Origin of the sequence: Thiococcus pfennigii (genome assembly GCF_016583835.1) — a bacterium.
Classification (GTDB): Bacteria; Pseudomonadota; Gammaproteobacteria; order Chromatiales; family Chromatiaceae; genus Thiococcus; species Thiococcus pfennigii.
In genome coordinates, this window is sequence record NZ_NRRW01000032.1 from 24,923 (window position 1) to 42,058 (window position 17,136).

Genomic DNA, 17,136 nt, shown 5'->3' on the forward strand with positions numbered 1-17,136 from the left:
AGGGAAGGCCCTCAGAGGTCTGCACCGCCCACGAAGACGGGGCAGAAGGCCCGACTGGCTGGGGGAAAACCCACGCCCCCACCAAATCCGGGCCGCCCCGGCTCCAGAGCCGGGGATCCCGTCGACAGCGAATCGATCGCATGAGCTGCTGCTGATGATCGCCTTCCCCCGGAGAGGAATGACCTGGAGATAACACATCGGCCGTGCCCAAACGCACCCGCATCTGTTGCCAAAGGCGGGCAGTCAGCCGCTTGCGCGGCGGTTAGGAAAAACGCGCCACGCGGTGACCCCGTCAGCAAGAACTGCAGGGGAGACAGGAGATGACAGTGAAACTGCTCGTGCTCTACTACAGCATGTATGGCCATGTGGAGAAGATGGCGGAGACGGTGGCCGATGGCGCCCGGGAGGTCGAAGGTCTCGAGGTGAGCTTGAAGCGCGTGCCCGAGACCATGGGCGAGGACGTCGCCCGCGCCGCCGGGGCCAAGCTCGATCAGGCCGCGCCGATCGCGAAGCCGGAGGAGCTCTCGAGTTACGAAGGCCTGATCTTCGGCACCCCGACGCGCTACGGGAACATGTGCGCGCAGATGCGCACGTTCCTAGATCAAACCGGGAGCCATTGGCTCCAGGGGAGCCTGATTGGCAAGGTCGGTAGCGTCTTCACGTCGACGGCCTCGCAGCACGGAGGACAGGAGACCACCTTGACCTCCTTCCATACCAACCTGCTGCACCTCGGCATGGTGATCGTTGGCGTGCCCTACTCTTGCCGCGAACTCCTGACGATGGACGAGATCAGCGGCGGCACTCCCTATGGTGCCAGCACCATGGCCGATGGCGACGGCAGTCGCCAGCCGTCCGCCAACGAGTTGGCGATTGCGCGGTTCCAAGGCCGTCATGTGGGACAGATCACGCATTGGCTCGCCCGGGCGCGGGCGCAATGACCGGCCGCTGGAAATGCCCTCGGGCATCTTCATGGGCACGTTGCGCTAGGGGTGCCCGGTGCTAGCGGAGAGGGGCAGGACGCAGACAGGACTAGAGATGCGAACAGGTGCCAGGATGTCAACTCTGGGCATAGGATTTCACTCTAGCCCGAGGTGGGCGCACTAGTACTTCCTCCAAATCACGGCGCACGGAAGGTTTCACCTCTGGACCACGCCCGATTCGAAACAGAAGTTGCGGAACACCTGAGACCCCTGCCAAGCCTTTGAGCCGGGCACGAAACTTCGCCAACTCGATCGGTTGGTTGAGATAGGCGGCCGTGAGCCCACGTGCGGTGACAGCCAGCAGGGCGGTCACGTGCATCATGCCAGCGGCCAGCCAGTCGCGCGGGCTGTCGTCGCGGGTTGCAATCACGACGAGGGCTGGGGAATTGGAAGCAAGCCGCTTGTCATTTGCCGCGACCCGACGCCCAACGTCAAGAGTGCGGATGATGAAGCCGCCGACACTCGACAGAATGTCCGGTGCGCCAAACGAAGCGAGCGACATGCCATCCCGGGACGACGTTCGTCGAGAGCTCAACCATTCAGAGAGCTCCTTGCGAAAGTCGGGATCCTTGTGCTGCTCCCTGTCGGCTTCCGCGACGAGCTCAGCGACATCCGATTTTGCTTCGGATCCCGTGATGACCGCCAACTCGAGCTCGTCGAGCTGGGCAAGTTCTCCGAGCTCTTCTGCAAGCCCGGGTGGCAGCGGCTCATCCTCGAACTTGCGTCGAGTCGATCGTCTTCTACTGATCGCTGCGAAGCGAGCCTGATCTGCAAGTGTCGGCTCGTGAGGGGACCCAAGCTTGACTCGTGCCAGCAAGTCTTTGTCGGCGCTGTCGGGCAAGAGCTCGATGTCACCCGAGTAGCCGAAGCGAAGCAAGGAGGCCCGTATCATCCCGATCGCACCACCGCAGGAAATGACCAGCTCACGATCTATCGGATCGACAACCGGGAGCGCACGAGAACGATCGGCGATGACCTCGAGATGGTCGTCGTAAACCCGAAAGAGCCAAGGCTGCGTGTTGTGGCTGGAAGGTGCCAGGATCGCATAGCGCAACAGAAAACGATATTTGTCGATATCCGGGCCGGTTGCCGGGTATCTGGACGCCTCGACGTGCCAAGGTGTGGCGGCGTCTTGAGCCATGCCTCCGTCCCCCTCTTTCTGCCATTGATCACCCGGCACTTCACCATTGATGCCATCGCCGGGGAAGCCATAGATCCGCCGAATGCCCCGGTCGTGCAGGCGTTCAACCAAGAAGTCGCTGGCCGTGTCTGCCAAGGGCGCGGAGCGCGATGTCCTGCGCCAAGGTTCTTTTGCGCCAATAAGCGGTTGAAAAGGCACGCGCCTCGCGGCACTTGCGCATGACGCCGGCGACGAGGTCGTCGCACGGGACCAGGGCTGCGGCGCGATCGCGAGATAACAGGACGCTCATAGACACCGACCTGCCCATCAAGATCTACCACCTCGTGCATAAGGGCCACTATCGCTGATCGAGAGACCGCGGGCTCGAGTACACGCACGGGTATGGGCTGACGCTCGCGACGATCAGCGACTTCACGCCGCAGGGGCTACCGATGGCACACTTCCTGATGGCAGGGGACTGGACCGCATCCCGATCCTTTGTCCAAAACCGGAGGCAAGAATGCGCATGACATCGACCCTGGATACCCGTAACGCACTGTCCGGCCCGCTCGCCACTGCGCTCGCCGCCCTCCTCTGCTGCAGCCTCGGCATGACGGGGCCGGCGACGGCCGAGGACCAGCCAGCGCTGCCGAAAAGCCTCGCGGACTACCGCTTCGTGAACGCCTTCATCGTCCATGACCAAGAAAATCCACTATTCGGGATGCACGAGTTCTACGTGAACCGCGTCGGACTCGACGCCTTTCGTCATGGAGGCCCCTACCCGGAGGGCAGCGAGTTTATCGGCCTGGTGTATGGGGTCGAGAAAGGCGACGGCACGATGAATGAGGGCGACGCGCAAGCCATCACGCTGATGCGCAAGGTCGCCGACGCCGAGGCCACCGGCGGCTGGCAGTTCGCGATGTATGGCGCTGACGGCAAGGCGATGGATATCGATGTCGTCAAGGACTGCTTCGAGTGCCACACCCAGGTCGAGCAGAGGGATTATGTCTTTTCTCAGCCGCTCAGCGTCGGCGAGCTCTCCACGGTGCCGGCTACCGAAACGGGAGACGCGTCCCGTTGACAGAAAATCATCCGCTTCCGAACGCGACATGGCGCGGATTGCGCGGCTGACGACGGCGGACGCGCCTCTCGATGCGTCAACATGAAGTCGGCGACCTCGCAGTAGCACGCGACGCAAAGTCGCCCTTGGTGATCCCCGCATCGGGGAAGAAGACCTTGTCGAGGTGCTTGGGCTCGATCTCGTAGCGGTCGATTTGGGTATTGCTCATTGGACCTCCTTCAACCGCTCGCGCTCGAGCTTGTCCATCCTCGCGCACAGGGAGGCGAGCGTCGCGTCGTCGAAGCCGTCCAGATGCAGGATGTCGAAGTAGAGCCAGTCCGGGTCGGAGAAATGGTCGTGCGTGAGCGACGCCAGCATTGGAGCGCGCCATTGCGACACCGACTCCTTCTTCGGGGGCGCGCTGCTCTTTCTCGGTCAGGTCGTGCCGCCAGGACGTGCTCAGTCGTCCTCCTGCGCGGCAATCTCGTCGAGATCCCGGCCGGTCTTGATCGACCGGGGCTCGGTGCTGATCGGGCGGCGCCGCGCGTCGGCCTCGTCATCGCCCACCTTGATGAGGAGCCACTGGGGCTTGTCGCCATTGCGGATGCGCTGTTAAGACGATCATCACAAGCGGCATCCGACCGGGCACTGCATCGCCTGTATCTGACCCAGGCCCACCGCGTGCTGGGCGACGATCCATTTGCCGCCGTCGTCGACGGAAGACTGCTCGAGCCGGCCGCAGATTTCCGCCTGAGCAACCCTGTACCTGGAACCCGCTGGACTGGAACCCGCTGGACTCGACGGACTGGGCCAGCTGTTTGCCTCCTACGACGCCGTCTGCGGGTAGCGAGCGCGCCGTCATAGGCCCGGCGACGCGGGATTGCCCTCCAGTGGCCGGTTCATTTGACGCGACCAACGGGGGTATTGCACCTCCTAACGATGGGTTGGAACCAATCGATGTGCCCACCAGACGCGTCCTGCCCGAGCTGCCTGCGGATATCTTGAAGGGCTTGCGGGGCACCCGTTTCGACCTGCGCGGCGTTCGCGGTCCTGCCGCCGCGCGCCGCGATCCGCCACATCGGACCCAACCCCGGTTGGCACACCCTTTGATAACAAAGTCGGTATGGCACTGCGACGCGACATCCTCACCAGGCCCGTCTTCGCATGGGCGAAGCGGGTGCTGCCGAAGCTCTCCGACACCGAGCGCGAGGCCCTCGCTGCAGGTGATACCTGGTGGGACGCGGACCTCTTCACCGGCAACCCGGACTGGGCCAAGCTCCGACAAGTCCCACGCGCGACGCTCTCCGACGAAGAGCGCGCCTTCCTCGACGGGCCAGTCGAAACGCTCTGCGGCATGGTCGACGACTGGACGATCAACTGGGAGCTCGGAGATCTGCCGCCGGGCGTCTGGGCCTTTCTCAAAGAGCAGCGATTCTTCGCGATGATCATCCCGAAGGCCTTCGGGGGGCTGGCGTTCTCAGCCTATGCAACCTCCGAGGTCGTAAGAACAATCGCCAGTCGATCCTCGGTCGCGGCGGTAACGGTCATGGTCCCGAACTCCCTGGGTCCCGGCGAACTCCTCATTCACTTCGGGACGAATGCACAACAGGAGTACTGGCTCCCACGACTCGCCGACGGTCGTGAGATCCCCTGCTTCGGCTTGACGAGCCCCGAGGCGGGCTCGGATGCGGCCTCGATGAGCGATTACGGGGTCGTCTGCACGGGAGACTACCAGGGCCAGACGGTGCTCGGCATCCGGCTCAACTGGCACAAGCGTTACATCACCCTCGGTCCGATCGCGACGGTGCTCGGTCTGGCCTTCAAGCTCTTCGACCCGGACGGTCACCTGGGCCGCGGGGAGGCGCTGGGGATCACGCTGGCCCTGGTACCGACGGACCTCGAGGGCGTCGAGATCGGGCGCCGCCACCTCCCGGCCCAGCAGCGCTTCCAGAACGGACCCAACCGGGGCCGCGACGTCTTCATCCCGCTCGATCACGTCATCGGCGGCGAAGAGCAGGTCGGGCACGGCTGGCGGATGCTGATGGCGGCGCTCGCCGCCGGTCGCGGCATCTCCCTGCCGTCGTTGTCGGCCTCCGCTGCGGCCTTCTCGGCGCGCACGGCCGGGGCCTACGCCCGGGTGCGCGAGCAGTTCGGGATCCCGATCGGCAAGTTCGAGGGGATCCAGAATCGGCTCGGGCGCATGGCGGCGACGGCCTACGAGGTCGATGCCGCGCGGGCCCTGACCTGCGCCGGGCTCGATCTCGGCCACAAGCCGGCCGTGATCTCGGCGATGATGAAGGCCCAGGCGACCGAGATGATGCGCACCTCGGTCAACGACGCGATGGACGTCCATGCCGGTAAGGCGATCATGGACGGCCCGCGGAACTACCTCGGCAACCTCCACCGAAGCGCCCCGATCGCCATCACGGTCGAAGGCGCCAACATCCTGACCCGGAACATGATCGTGTTCGGCCAGGGGTCGATTCGCTGCCACCCTCACCTGCTCGAGGAGATCCTGGCGCTCGAGGACCCCGATCCGCGCAAGGCCTTGGATGCGTTCGATCAGGCCTTTTGGAGGCATGCCGCGCATGTCCTCAAGACGCTCGGCCGCGCCTGGCTGTACGGGTGGAGCGGCGGTGCGGCTGCGCCGGCACCGGCGGCTGCCCCCCGGGAGCTGCGCGGCCACTACAAGCAGCTCGGGCGGCATGCCGCGGCCTTCACGCTGCTCGCCGAGGCGGCTTTGATCACGCTGGGCGGGCGACTGCTGCGCAAGGAGATGCTCTCGGCGCGCCTCGGCGACATCCTGGCGAAGCTCTACTTCCTCTCGGCCGTGCTCAAGCGCTGGGAGGACGATGGTGCGCAGCGCGATGACCTGCCGCTCGTCGACTACTGCATGCAGGAGGGCTGTCGGCTCATCGAGCAGCGCTACGAGGCCGTCCTGCGCAACCTCCCTTCGCGCCCGGCCGCGTGGCTGGTGCGCCTCTTCGCCATGCCCTTTGGCGCCCGCGCACCCGGGCCATCCGATGCCTGCACGCGGGCCTGCGCCGCGCTTGTCTTGGATTCCTCCCCGACACGCGATCGGCTCACGGCGGGGCTGCACCCGGGCAACGAGGGCGATGCCGTTCACACCTTGGAGAAGGCGTTCCAGGCCGTCATCGCTACCGCCGAGCTCGCGAAGCGTCTGAAGCGGGCGGGCCTCGAGGATCTCGAGCAGGCCGTGTCCATCGGCATATTGAGCCAGGACGAGGCCGACAAGCTGCGCGAGGCCCAATCGCTGACGGCCGAGGTGCTCGCGGTGGATGATTTCAGTCCCGCAGAGCTGGCCGGCTGATCCAAGGAGCAGCACAAGAGTGCACGACCGAAGCGACAGCACGGACAAACGCGGCGCGCGGCGCCCCGTCTATCTCGTCGACGGCGCGCGCACGCCCTTCATCGCGGCGCGCGGCGAGCCCGGCCCCTTCTCGCCGGTGGACCTCGCGGTGCAGTGCGGGCGGCCCTTGCTGTTGCGTCAACCCTTCGGCGCCGAGGCCATCGATCTGGTCATCCTCGGCTGCGTGAACGTCCCAGCCGAGGAGATGAACCCGGCACGCATCGCGGCGCTGCGTCTCGGCCTCGGCGCGGACACGCCGGCCTTCACCGTCCAGATCAACTGCGGCTCGGGCATGCAGTCCATCGATACCGCGTTCAAGTACGTGCGCGACGGCACCGCCGAGCTGGTCCTCGCCGGCGGCACCGAGGCCCTGAGCCATGCACCGCTCCTTGTCCGCCAGAGCGCGGTGCGCTGGCTCGCCTCGCTGCGCAAGGCGCGCTCGCTGAGGGAAAGGGCGAAGACCTTGGCGGGATTCCGCCCGGGCTACCTCGAGCCGGTCGTCGGGCTGGCCCGCGGCCTGACCGACCCGGTCGTCGACCTGAACATGGGTCAGACCGCCGAAAAGCTCGCCTTCGAACTCGGCGTCCCCCGCGAGGAGGCCGATCGCTATGCGGTGGCGAGCCACATCCGCCTCAAGCGCGCCCAGGACGAGGGCTGGCTGCACGGGGAGGTGATGCCGGCCTTCGCCCGCGACGGCAAGGTCTACGAGGCCGACGACGGCGTCCGCCCGGACACCTCGGTCGCGAAGCTCGCCACGCTCAAGCCGGCCTTCGAGCGCCCCTACGGCCAGGTCACGCCGGGGAATTCCTCGCAGATCACCGACGGGGCGTCCTGGGTGCTGGTCGCCTCCGAGGCCGCGCTCGAGCGCCATGGCCTCGAGCCGCTGGCCGTGATCCGCGACTCGAGCTGGAGCGCCCTCGATCCATCGATCATGGGCCTCGCCCCGGTCCTCTGCGCGACGGCGCTCATGCGGCGCCACGAGCTGGCGATGGACGCCGTCGATCTCTGGGAGATCAACGAGGCCTTCGCCGCGCAGGTGCTGGCCTGTCTCGCGGTCTGGGACAGCGAGGAGCTCTCCCGGGAGCTCCTCGGGCTCGAGGCGCCGCTCGGCGCGCCCGCCCAAGATCGGCTCAACGTCGACGGCGGCGCCATCAGCCTCGGCCACCCGGTAGGCGCGAGCGGCAACCGGATCGTGCTGCACCTCGCGCGCGCCTTGCAGCGGCTCGGGGGGCACCGGGGCATCGCCAGCGAATGCATCGGCGGCGGGCAAGGCGGCGCGATGCTGATCGAGCGGACATGAGGGGCAGCGGCCGATGACGAGCACGATCTTGCAGAGGGTCGAGGACCACAGGGAGCGCCGGGAGCGGCGCGCCGAAGGCTCGGTCACCGGGGTGGAGAACTGGCGCCTCGCGACCGACGGCGACGGGTTCGCATGGCTCGTCTTCGACCAGGCGCGCTCGAGCGTCAACACCATCTCGTCGACCACGCTGGGCGAGCTCGACAGGCTCTTGGACGAGATCGAGGCCGAACCGCCAAGGGCGCTCGTGATCCGCTCGTCGAAGGCACACGGCTTCTGCGCCGGCGGCGATATCGAGGCCTTCGCTGCGATCGAGGACCCGCAAGAGCTGGCCGACCTGCTAAAGCGCGGCCATGCGGTCCTCGATCGGCTCGAGGGGCTCGCGCTCCCGACCGTCGCCGTGATCCACGGCCATTGCCTCGGCGGCGGCCTCGAGCTCGCGCTGGCCTGCGACCAGCGCATCGGCCTCGCCGGCCTGCAAACGGGCTTCCCGGAGGTCAAGATCGGCCTGCACCCGGGGCTCGGCGGCACCTTTCGCGCGACGCGGACACTCGATCCGGTCGCGGCGATGACGGCCATGCTGACCGGCAAGACCATCTATGGGGAGAAGAACCGCGCCATCGGGCTGGTCGCCGACCTGGTCGAGCCGCGTCACATGCACGCCGCGGTCGCTGCAGCCGTCGGCGGGCAGCTGAGCGCCAAGGGACACCCGTGGAAGCGGTGGGCCCTCGGTCTCGATCCGGTGCGCCGCCTCGCCGCCGGCAGGATGCGCGCGATGACCAGGGCGAAGGCCCCGCCAGAGCACTACCCTGCCCCCTATGCCCTGATCGACCTGTGGCAGCACCAGGGCCAGGACACCGAGCAGATGCGGGAGAACGAGAGCGCCTCCTTCGGCAAGCTCCTGAGCACGGACACCGCGCGCAACCTGATCCGGGTCTTCTCGCTGCGCCAGAAGATGAAGGCCCTGGGCGACGAGGCATCCGGCATCCGCCACGTGCACGTGATCGGGGCCGGCGAGATGGGCGCCGACATCGCCGGCTGGTGCGCGCTGCAAGGGCTGCGCACGAGCCTCTCCGACATGAGCCCGGACCCGCTCGGCGCCGCCGTGCGCAGCACCGAGCGCCTTTGCCGCAGCGAGCACAGGAGCTCGATCGAGACGCGCGACGCCCTCGATCGGCTGGTGCCCGACCTCGACAACGCCGGTATCGCCTGGGCCGATCTGATCATCGAGGCGGTGCCCGAATCGATCGAGATCAAGCAGAAGGTCTACGAGACGGTCGGCAAGCGGATGCGCGAGGACGCCATCCTGGCGAGCAACACCTCAAGCATCCCCCTCGAGGCCCTCCGCGAGCACGTCACCCGGCCCGCGCAGTTCGCAGGGCTGCACTTCTTCAATCCGGTGGCGAAGATGCTGGTCGTCGAGGTCGTCCGCCACGATGGCACCGACGCCACGACCGTCGATGCGCTGCGGGCCTTCTGCAACCGCATCGGCAAGCTGCCCGTGCCGGTCGCCAGCTATCCGGGCTTTCTCGTCAACCGCGCGCTCATGCCCTATCTGCTCGAGGCCTTGGTGCTGCTTGGCGAGGGCGTCAAGCAGGAGACCGTCGACCAGGCGGCACTCGATTTCGGGATGCCGATGGGGCCGATCGAGCTCGCCGATCAGGTGGGGCTCGATATCTGCCTCGATGTCGGGCGGATGCTGACGGCCTCGGTGGCCAAGCCGATGCCCGAGCTGCCGGACTGGCTCGAGCGGAAGGTCGAGCGCGGCGAGCTCGGCAGGAAGAGCGGACAGGGCTTCTATCGCTGGAGACAGGGCAAGCCGCAGAAGGAGAAGGGGGTCCCTACCCCCGCCGGCGACATCACCGACCGGCTCATGCTGCCGCTGCTCGATGCCTGCGTCGAATGCCGACGCGAGGGCGTGGTCGACGACCCGGACCTGATCGACGGCGCCCTGATCTTCGCCACCGGCTTCGCGCCCTTCCGCGGCGGACCGATCCACTACGCGCGGGCGCGCGGGATCGAAGCGATCGTCGGCCGCCTCGAGGGCCTCGCCAAGGCGCACGGCAACCGCTTCGAGCCGGACCCGGGCTGGGCGAAGCTCTAATCGGATCGCAGACCACGCCGCCGCCATGTCCTCGAACCCCCAGCGCTACCAGGACGCCGACGCCATCGCCGAGGCCATCCTCGCGCGCATCGGCCGCGACATCGTCCTGTTGCTGCCGCTGGCCCTCGGCAAGGCGGTCCACATCGCCAATGCCCTGGTCGATCGCGCCTGCGCCGACCCCACGATTCGGCTGACGATCTTCACGGCGCTCTCGTTGGAGAGGCCCGCGTTGAACAGCGAGATCAAGCGGCGCTTCCTGGGTCCGGCGGCGGATCGACTGTTCGGCGCCTACCCTGGGCTGAGGTACGTCGAACGGCTCCGCCAGGGGACGCTGCCCGAGAACATCCGGGTACACGAATTCTTCCTGCTGGCCGGGCAATGGCTCGAGGTGCCGCAGATGCAGCAGGCCTTCATCTCGGCCAACTTCACGCACGCCCTCTCCTACCTGCGCGAGCGGGGGCTCAACGTCGTCGCCCAGCTCGTCGCCCCGCCGGAGGACGGCGAAGGCCGGAAGTTCAGCCTGAGCTGCAATCCGGACGTGACCGCCGACCTGCTGCGCCTGCGCCGACGCGGCGAGGTGGACTTCGTCTTCGCCGGACAGAGCAATGCCGAGCTGCCGTTCATGTATGGCGATGCCGTCTTCGATCGCGACGAGCTTGATCTGCTGCTCGATGGAACCGCCTGCGAGTTCGAGCTCTTCGTGGCACCCAAGCGCCCGGTCGGCCTGGCCGATTATGCGATCGGGCTCCATGCGGCGCGGCTGGTCCGCGACGGCGGCACCATCCAGATCGGCATCGGCTCCATCGGCGATGCCATCGTCCAGGCCCTGCTGCTGCGTCACCAGCGCAATGACCGCTTTCGCGATCTGCACCAACGGTGGCCGAAGACGGACTCGGGCGATCTCTACGAGGACGGACCCCTCGAGGCGGGGCTCTATGCGAACAGCGAGATGTTCGTCAGCGGCTTCCTGCCGCTCTACGATGCGGGCATCCTGAGCCGCGAGGTCGACGGCGCGGTGCTGCACGGGGCCTTCTTCGTCGACGACCGCGCCTTCTACGAGCGTCTGCGGGCGATGCCGAAGGCCGAGCGGCAACGCTTTCGCATGATGGCCGTGAGCTTCACGAACGAACTCTTCGGCGACGAGGAGGGCAAGCGGGCCGCCCGGGTCGGAGCACGCTTCATCAACAGCGCGATGAAGGCGACGCTGCGCGGCGCCATCGTCTCCGACGCGGTCGAGGGCGGCGGCGTCGTCAGCGGCGTCGGCGGGCAATACAACTTCGTCGCCCAGGCCTTCGCCCTCGCCGGGGCGCGCTCGGTCATGACCCTCAACGCCACCCGCCAGTCACGCGGCCAGACCGTGTCGAACATCGTCTGGGCCTACGGCCACGAGACCATCCCTTGGCATCTGCGCGATATCGTCGTCACCGAGTATGGCGTCGCCGACCTGCGCGGCAAGAGCGAGGTCGAGACGATCGCCGCCATGCTCGCGATCGCCGACTCGCGCTTCCAGCCCGGGTTGCTCGCGCAGGCCAAGAAGGCCGGCAAGATCCCCCAGGGCTACCAGATCCCCGAGGAGCAGCGACGCAACACCCCGGAGCGCATCGAAGCGGTCTTGAGGCCCCTGACGGGCGAAGGCCTGCTGCCGCGCTTCCCCTTCGGCACCGACTTCACGCCCGAAGAGCAGCGGCTTATGCCCGCCCTGGAGCTGCTCAAGCAGAAAGGGCGCACCCGAATGGGAATCGGCTCCCTGCTCATGAAGGGTCTGCTGGCCGGGAAGCCGACCGATGAGCAGGCCGTATGTCTCGAGCGCATGGGGCTGCACCAACCCCGAAACCTCAAGGAACATCTCTATCGGCGGCTCCTGCACGCGGCGCTGACGGAGACGAGCGCGTAGCAGGCACCCCGATCGCGACCCGCGTCGCGCGGCGAAGATCTTCGCCAATGCAATGCCTGCGCCCCCGAGGCGCAGGCTCTCCGTTCGATACACCAACAGATCGTCAGTCCGAGGCGACGCCTGGCTAGTACCTATCACGAATGACTTCTTCGGTTTTGGGTCGGGGTCTTTGCTCCCGTGCCTGGCATCATTGCGGCATCGAGGTCTTTTCCATGACCTCGCCGGTCAGCGACTGATCTGCACCCCGGTGGGCCAGGTCACCGACGGAGAGGATGCCGACAAACCGTTCGTTGCGGTCCATTACGAGCAGCCGTCGCACCTGCTGTGCTTCCATCGTTGCAGCCGCCGTCTCGACGTCGTCATCCTCGTAGCCGACCAGCACTCCGCGGCTCATGACCGCCGAGACCGGCGTGTCCTCTAGCGACGCGCCGTCGGCAACCGCCCTGATCGTGATATCGCGGTCTGTCACTGCACCAGTGAGCTGGTTCTCCTCGAGCACCGGGAGAATCCCGATGTCGTGGTCACGCATCAGCTCTGCCGCATGTCGCACAGAGTCCCGATGCTCAATGACATGGCCGCCTCGGGTCATGATCTCGCGCACTTGCATGGTTCATCCTCCTCGAGCATTCGCCTTCGCGGAAGTCGCCTTCGGCGATGTGAAGCGCCATCGTCGTTGCTCCGCTCGGGAGCCACGGCCGAAGACGCCGAGTCGTTACTTCACCGTGCCAGACGGGGCGTCTGATCGCTGGTCTTTCGCCCAAGCCAGAGCGCAGCCTTCCCCCGGAGAATGCCACCGGCGAGCAATGGGCTCCTCGCCAGCGTCAGTCACTGCCGGCTGATCCCTCAGAATCTGGGTGGACGCCCGAGACTGGCACTCTCTCGTGGGCACGCAGATTCGATGCCACATGATTCTGCTGCGCCGGGTGGAAAGCTTCGACACCCGCGTTTGGCATTGCGTCGCGCTACCGCGGGTGCAATGAGCCGATTGCGAGGGGCATTTCGGCCGCTGGAGGCCAGGACGAGCCGCTTTGGTGGGGCTGCAGCGGCCCACCGATGCGGCATGCCTCATGCTGCCAAGTCCCAATCACCCATCGACCGAGAACCGATCAGCCGGAGGTACCCAGTGGCACATACCACAACGCTGCTGATGAGCGGATTTGTTACGCACGATACACGCCGGTTCGTGATCGAGCGGCCCGATGGCTTCACATTCGAGCCCGGCCAGGGGGTCGAACTGACCATCGAGCAGGAGCCATGGCAAGGAGAGGCCCGGCCCTTCACGCCGACCTGCCTGCCGGGTGAGCAGCTGCTCGAGCTGACCATCAAGCGCCATCCGAAGAGTGATGGCTTCACGACAGCCCTCCATGATTTAGAGGCCGGGGCGCCTCTGACTCTCAGCGAGCCCTTCGGCACGATCACCTACCAGGGTCCTGGCACGTTCATCGCTGCCGGGGCGGGCATCACCCCTTCCTCGCCAGCCTCCGCCGCCTAGCCAGCGAGAAGGCGCCTGACGGTCACTGCCTGCTGTTCTCCAGCAAGACTGAAGCCGATCTGATCTGCGGCCTGGAGCTGCGCCAATACCTACAAGACCGGGCGCATTTCACCTTTACGCGTCGACCACCGGCGGGGCAGCAGGACCGGCACATCGACAAGGCCTATCTCCAAGGGCAGATCGGCGACCTGGGACAATATTTCTACGTCTGCGGCCCCGATGCCTTCGTCGAAGCCGTGAACGATGCATTGACGGGCCTCGGAGTGCCCGACGAACGTCTCGTCTACGAGCGCTAGGAGTCGTCGATCGTGAACCGCCCGAGCACAACGTGCGATGGGTTTGCGCCCCATTGCAGGAGCCGCACAAGATGGAGAAGCACGATATGATTGAGCTTTCAAATCGAAAGATCGGAATCTTGGTCGAAGACCTGTTCGAGGATCTGGAGCTCTGGTATCCGGCGATCCGCATGCGCGAGGCCGGTGCCCAAGTGCGCTTATTGGGAGCCGGCCAGGAAGTCTACAAGGGGAAACGTGGATTGACAGCCAACCCGGATGCAGAGGTCAGCATGGTGCGGTCGAGCGAGTTCGATGGATTGATCATCCCGGGTGGCTACGCCCCAGACCACCTGCGCCGCCATGAGCCGGTCCTGGAGTTGGTGCGCGCGATGGACCGGGAGAACAAGCCGATCGCCTTCATCTGCCATGCCGGCTGGGTCCCGATCTCGGCCGGAATCGTGAAGGGCCGGCGGGTGACCTCTTTCCAGGCCATCCGCGACGATCTGGTCAATGCCGGCGCCCAGTGGCAGGACAGCGCCGTGGTGATCGACGGAAACCTGATCTCGAGCCGCCACCCGGGAGATCTCCCGGACTTCTGCCGCGCCATCATCGCCCGGATCGCCCATAGACAAGGTGCGGCTTTCGAGGAATCCTAGCCCGAGCGGCTCGCCGGGCAAGTCCGAGATGGCTCTGTCCTCGACAGCATGAAATGGTCCGCACACGGGGCAAGTCGACTTCGTCGCCGGCCCTTCGCTGAGCCAGCACAGGATCCTAACCCATGAGCCTTCGCCGTTTCTCAGGTCTCGCCCGCCCGCTCGATCTTGCCTACCCCACCAATCGCTGGATCGGCGCTGCATCGCTCGCCATCCTCGCTGCCGGCTGGCTGCTGCGCGGCTCCATCAGCGGCGACTGGCTCGCGTCCGGCGCTTGGGCGAGCCTGGCCGCGCTCGCGGTCTTTCTATCCTGGGCCCTGTGTCGCGAGCTCGACCCGGATCGCGAGCGCATCGCCTTCCTGGCCAGCGGCCTTGCCCTGCTTGGAATCGCGATCACCGGCCTGCCGGACATTGCCGGCCTCTTCGCCATACTGCTCACGATCCGCGTGGTAAACCGCACCACCGGCAGCGGCGCGACCGCGCTCGACGGCCTGGCCCTGTTCGCCCTGACATTCTGGATTGCGCTGGGCGGCGTCTGGCTTTATCTGGCGCTTGCATGCCTCGCCTCGATCCTCGATGGGCTATCCGCACCGGGGAGCCCGTCGCGCGCGGCAATCGGTGTCGGCGCCGCAGTGCTCGCGACGGGCGCAATCCTTGTCATCGGCCCAAACCTCAGCCCTTTCGAACCGCAGATGCCCACAACCCTGCTGGCCGTCCTCCTTGCGGCCGCGCTCTACCCAGCCGTCCGCGATGCGGACAGCGTCGAAACGCCGGCAGATGAGACCGGGAAGCGACTCTCCTCGATGCGACTGAGACTTGGTCAGCTCTTGGCAGCAGCCGCCGCTCTCGGACTCGTACTATGGCATGGCGGTGAAGGGTTTGCCGAGCTGATGCCGCTCTGGGCGGCGATGGTGGCCGCGGGTGCTGGGCGTCTCCACGAGCGCCGGCGCTGACTTCGAGCCGGCTGCAGGGCCCCTGCCCACCGAGCCGAATCGCACAACTCGTGGGGCGGCACCAACGCAGCGGTGCCGCCCACTACTCGGTTGAGTCGTTGCCAGCAACCATCGATGGCAAGGATTCATCTGCGTGACGGGCTGGTCCGGGCAAGCCTGTCGGCCATCCCTGGCCGGCGAGGCGCCTAACCGACGTCGAACGGTCGGTCGCGGCGCAGATTCTCTGCCGCGAAGTCCCAGTTCACGAGCTCCCAGAAGGCGTCGACGTAACGCTTCTTCTCGTTGCGGTAGTCGACGTAGTAGGCGTGCTCCCACATGTCGCAGGTGAGAATGGGCGTCTTGTCGTCGGTCAGCGGATTACCGGCATTGCTGCGAGTCTCGACGCTGAGCTTGCCGTCGCTATCCCTGGCGAGCCAGACCCAGCCAGACCCGAAGAGCGTCATCAAGGCGTTCGAGATCTCATCGCGCAGGGCGTCGACGCTGCCGAAATCCCGCTCGATCGCGCTCGCGAGTTCGCCCGTTGGATTGCCGCCGCCGTTCGGGCTGAGGCAGTGCCAGAAGAAGGCGTGATTCCAGGCCTGAGCGCCGTTGTTGAAGATGCCGCCCGAAGCCGAACGAACGATCTCGGTCAGCGCCTTATCGGCAAACTCGGTTGTCTCGATGAGGGCATTGAGCTTGTTGACATAGGTCCCGTGGTGCTTGTCGTGATGCAGGGACAATGTCTCGCTCGATATGTGCGGCGCGAGCGCATCATAGGCGTAAGGCAGATCGGGTAGCTGATGGGTCATGTGAGGACTCCTGCTTGTTTGGGGTTAGTGCGGTCGAGCGCCTGCTCAGTCGGCGTCGATGACGCCGCAGGCGATCCGCGGTCCAGCTGCACCGCTCGGCTGGCTCTCGTAGTCGTCCGCGCCTTCGTGGATGACAACGGCAGCACCATCGTCGTCCAGCAGGTCGGGCTTCAGCGCCGCGGCCAGCGTCAGGACTTCGAATTCCAGTGTCCCGCCGTCGGGCACATGGATATTGGGCATATCACCGGCGTGAGGCCCGTCTTCGACGAGAAATCCGTGGGCGCTGTCGTCAGGGTTGAAATGACCACCGGCCGACTTGAAGGGCGGCTCGCAGACGCCCGTCTCGTGCAGATGAAAGGCATGCGTGCCCGGCGGCAGGCCGACCAATCGCGCGTGCAGCAGGAGACCGTTCGGGGTCTCTCGCAGGCTCACCGTACCAACCTGATTGCCATCAGGATCCCGGAGCGTCGCCCCGGCCATGCCATCGCCGGCCACCGCGCTAGTGGCGAGACAAGCGGACAACGCGAGCCAACCGATCATGGCGACGCGCCGTGCAAAGGCGTTCATAACCATCGTCTATCTCTCCTGTTGCTGAAGGTGACAGAGACGCAGGCGAGGTAGCGAACCTGCTACGCGGTCCCCTTCGCAGCGGGGCATCTGCACCTGGATTAGGTGCTATTGGCCCAGCAGCCGCGCTATCAGAGTGAATCTGTCTCCGCCTCCCAACGATCGAAGACGACCGCCTGCATTCCGCTGCCCGAGACATCGACGGCGTGCTCGAAGCTCGGCCGCCGCTCGATACTGGCCCGAATCCGATACGCTCCGGCCGGCAGATCCAGCAACAGCCATGGACCAGAAGACGTCACAGTAGCGACCGCCCGGCCGTGCGTATCGCTGACAATGACATCGACGTTGCTCAGATGGCTGCCGTCCGCCCTGGCGAACTCGAGCTTCAGGCTGTAGTCCTTCGCGACGGGTAACCATTTAGCCCCCCCCCGCTTCGGACGGCCTGCCGGGGGTTGGGCGTGCTGTCAGATAGCGGGCGCTGGTAGGGGCGGTGCCGGCAACCCTTGGCGTCGTTGGCCGATGACCTCAGCGATGTACGGCCAAGGAGAGACGCCACGCTTGCGGCAGGTCTCGATGACGCTGG

The 17,136-nt window shown here is 66.2% G+C and carries 15 protein-coding genes and 1 pseudogene; 10 read left to right on the plus strand and 6 right to left on the minus strand.

Translation table 11 applies throughout. From position 1 onward, the window contains the following. Window positions 1-320 precede the first annotated feature (320 nt). Window positions 321-938 carry an NAD(P)H:quinone oxidoreductase gene (gene wrbA / locus CKO41_RS11505; RefSeq protein WP_200382334.1) on the plus strand — a complete coding sequence of 206 codons (618 nt, stop codon included), beginning with the start codon at window positions 321-323 and terminating at the stop codon, window positions 936-938. Between the two features lie 118 nt (window positions 939-1,056). Here the strand turns inward: wrbA and CKO41_RS11510 are convergent, their stop codons facing one another. Then, window positions 1,057-2,256: an Acg family FMN-binding oxidoreductase gene (locus CKO41_RS11510; RefSeq protein ID WP_200382336.1), complete on the minus strand. Its 1,200-nt coding sequence runs from the start codon at window positions 2,254-2,256 to the stop codon at window positions 1,057-1,059. Between the two features lie 370 nt (window positions 2,257-2,626). Here CKO41_RS11510 and CKO41_RS11515 point away from each other — a divergent pair, with 370 nt between their 5' ends. After that, window positions 2,627-3,181, plus strand: coding sequence for a cytochrome P460 family protein (locus tag CKO41_RS11515; RefSeq protein ID WP_200382338.1), 555 nt, complete (start codon window positions 2,627-2,629; stop codon window positions 3,179-3,181). A gap of 76 nt (window positions 3,182-3,257) precedes the next feature. Here the strand turns inward: CKO41_RS11515 and CKO41_RS18940 are convergent, their stop codons facing one another. Continuing rightward, complete coding sequence (locus CKO41_RS18940) at window positions 3,258-3,389, minus strand: hypothetical protein (protein ID WP_276568941.1); 132 nt, start codon at window positions 3,387-3,389, stop codon at window positions 3,258-3,260. Continuing rightward, on the minus strand, window positions 3,386-3,538 hold the full coding sequence (locus tag CKO41_RS11520) for a hypothetical protein (RefSeq protein ID WP_200382340.1): 153 nt from the start codon (window positions 3,536-3,538) through the stop codon (window positions 3,386-3,388). Before CKO41_RS11520 ends, CKO41_RS18940 begins: the two co-directional genes overlap by 4 nt. A 745-nt stretch (window positions 3,539-4,283) precedes the next feature. Here CKO41_RS11520 and CKO41_RS11525 point away from each other — a divergent pair. The 4 genes from CKO41_RS11525 to CKO41_RS11540 are packed head-to-tail and all read left to right on the plus strand — an operon-like array spanning window position 4,284 to window position 11,825. Beyond that, window positions 4,284-6,491: an acyl-CoA dehydrogenase gene (locus CKO41_RS11525; RefSeq protein ID WP_200382341.1), complete on the plus strand. Its 2,208-nt coding sequence runs from the start codon at window positions 4,284-4,286 to the stop codon at window positions 6,489-6,491. A 19-nt stretch (window positions 6,492-6,510) separates the two neighbouring features. Beyond that, entirely contained in the window at window positions 6,511-7,830 is a 1,320-nt protein-coding gene (locus CKO41_RS11530) for an acetyl-CoA C-acetyltransferase (RefSeq protein WP_338115572.1), read from the plus strand. Window positions 7,831-7,843: 13 nt separating this feature from the next. Then, a complete protein-coding gene (locus CKO41_RS11535; protein WP_200382343.1) occupies window positions 7,844-9,931 on the plus strand; it encodes a 3-hydroxyacyl-CoA dehydrogenase NAD-binding domain-containing protein in 2,088 nt (695 codons plus the stop codon). A gap of 25 nt (window positions 9,932-9,956) precedes the next feature. Beyond that, window positions 9,957-11,825, plus strand: coding sequence for an acetyl-CoA hydrolase/transferase C-terminal domain-containing protein (locus CKO41_RS11540; protein WP_200382344.1), 1,869 nt, complete (start codon window positions 9,957-9,959; stop codon window positions 11,823-11,825). Window positions 11,826-12,012: 187 nt separating this feature from the next. Here CKO41_RS11540 and CKO41_RS11545 read toward each other — a convergent pair whose 3' ends face one another. Continuing rightward, the gene (locus tag CKO41_RS11545) at window positions 12,013-12,432 is read right to left on the minus strand and encodes a CBS domain-containing protein (RefSeq protein ID WP_200382345.1); all 420 of its coding nucleotides are present in this window, start codon (window positions 12,430-12,432) and stop codon (window positions 12,013-12,015) included. A 516-nt stretch (window positions 12,433-12,948) separates the two neighbouring features. Here CKO41_RS11545 and CKO41_RS18680 point away from each other — a divergent pair. From CKO41_RS18680 to CKO41_RS11560, 4 genes and pseudogenes are all read left to right on the plus strand, one after another. Further along, window positions 12,949-13,317 carry a ferredoxin reductase domain-containing protein gene (locus CKO41_RS18680; RefSeq protein WP_242464280.1) on the plus strand — a complete coding sequence of 123 codons (369 nt, stop codon included), beginning with the start codon at window positions 12,949-12,951 and terminating at the stop codon, window positions 13,315-13,317. A gap of 23 nt (window positions 13,318-13,340) precedes the next feature. Beyond that, window positions 13,341-13,613, plus strand: a pseudogene (locus CKO41_RS18685) (ferredoxin reductase domain-containing protein); the annotation flags it as partial. A gap of 71 nt (window positions 13,614-13,684) precedes the next feature. Further along, window positions 13,685-14,248 (plus strand): type 1 glutamine amidotransferase domain-containing protein, encoded by a 564-nt coding sequence (locus CKO41_RS11555; RefSeq protein WP_242464281.1) that lies wholly within the window; start codon window positions 13,685-13,687, stop codon window positions 14,246-14,248. 122 nt (window positions 14,249-14,370) lie between these two features. Next, entirely contained in the window at window positions 14,371-15,198 is an 828-nt protein-coding gene (locus tag CKO41_RS11560; RefSeq protein ID WP_200382346.1) for a hypothetical protein, read from the plus strand. Window positions 15,199-15,383: 185 nt separating this feature from the next. Here the strand turns inward: CKO41_RS11560 and CKO41_RS11565 are convergent, their stop codons facing one another. Both CKO41_RS11565 and CKO41_RS11570 read right to left on the minus strand, forming a co-directional pair. After that, window positions 15,384-15,986, minus strand: a complete 603-nt coding sequence (locus CKO41_RS11565) for a superoxide dismutase (RefSeq protein ID WP_200382347.1) — start codon at window positions 15,984-15,986, stop codon at window positions 15,384-15,386. Window positions 15,987-16,031: 45 nt separating this feature from the next. Then, window positions 16,032-16,559: a superoxide dismutase family protein gene (locus CKO41_RS11570; RefSeq protein ID WP_200382348.1), complete on the minus strand. Its 528-nt coding sequence runs from the start codon at window positions 16,557-16,559 to the stop codon at window positions 16,032-16,034. Window positions 16,560-17,136: the final 577 nt, after the last annotated feature.

Coding starts and splice junctions, on each gene's coding strand:
- wrbA (WP_200382334.1), top strand. CDS start 321: ATGACAGTGAAACTGCTCGTGCTCTACTACAGCATGTATGGCCATGTG.
- CKO41_RS11515 (WP_200382338.1), top strand. CDS start 2,627: ATGACATCGACCCTGGATACCCGTAACGCACTGTCCGGCCCGCTCGCC.
- CKO41_RS18940 (WP_276568941.1), bottom strand. CDS start 3,389: ATGAGCAATACCCAAATCGACCGCTACGAGATCGAGCCCAAGCACCTC.
- CKO41_RS11520 (WP_200382340.1), bottom strand. CDS start 3,538: ATGCTGGCGTCGCTCACGCACGACCATTTCTCCGACCCGGACTGGCTC.
- CKO41_RS11525 (WP_200382341.1), top strand. CDS start 4,284: ATGGCACTGCGACGCGACATCCTCACCAGGCCCGTCTTCGCATGGGCG.
- CKO41_RS11535 (WP_200382343.1), top strand. CDS start 7,844: ATGACGAGCACGATCTTGCAGAGGGTCGAGGACCACAGGGAGCGCCGG.
- CKO41_RS11540 (WP_200382344.1), top strand. CDS start 9,957: ATGTCCTCGAACCCCCAGCGCTACCAGGACGCCGACGCCATCGCCGAG.
- CKO41_RS11545 (WP_200382345.1), bottom strand. CDS start 12,432: ATGCAAGTGCGCGAGATCATGACCCGAGGCGGCCATGTCATTGAGCAT.
- CKO41_RS11555 (WP_242464281.1), top strand. CDS start 13,685: ATGGAGAAGCACGATATGATTGAGCTTTCAAATCGAAAGATCGGAATC.
- CKO41_RS11560 (WP_200382346.1), top strand. CDS start 14,371: ATGAGCCTTCGCCGTTTCTCAGGTCTCGCCCGCCCGCTCGATCTTGCC.
- CKO41_RS11565 (WP_200382347.1), bottom strand. CDS start 15,986: ATGACCCATCAGCTACCCGATCTGCCTTACGCCTATGATGCGCTCGCG.
- CKO41_RS11570 (WP_200382348.1), bottom strand. CDS start 16,559: ATGGTTATGAACGCCTTTGCACGGCGCGTCGCCATGATCGGTTGGCTC.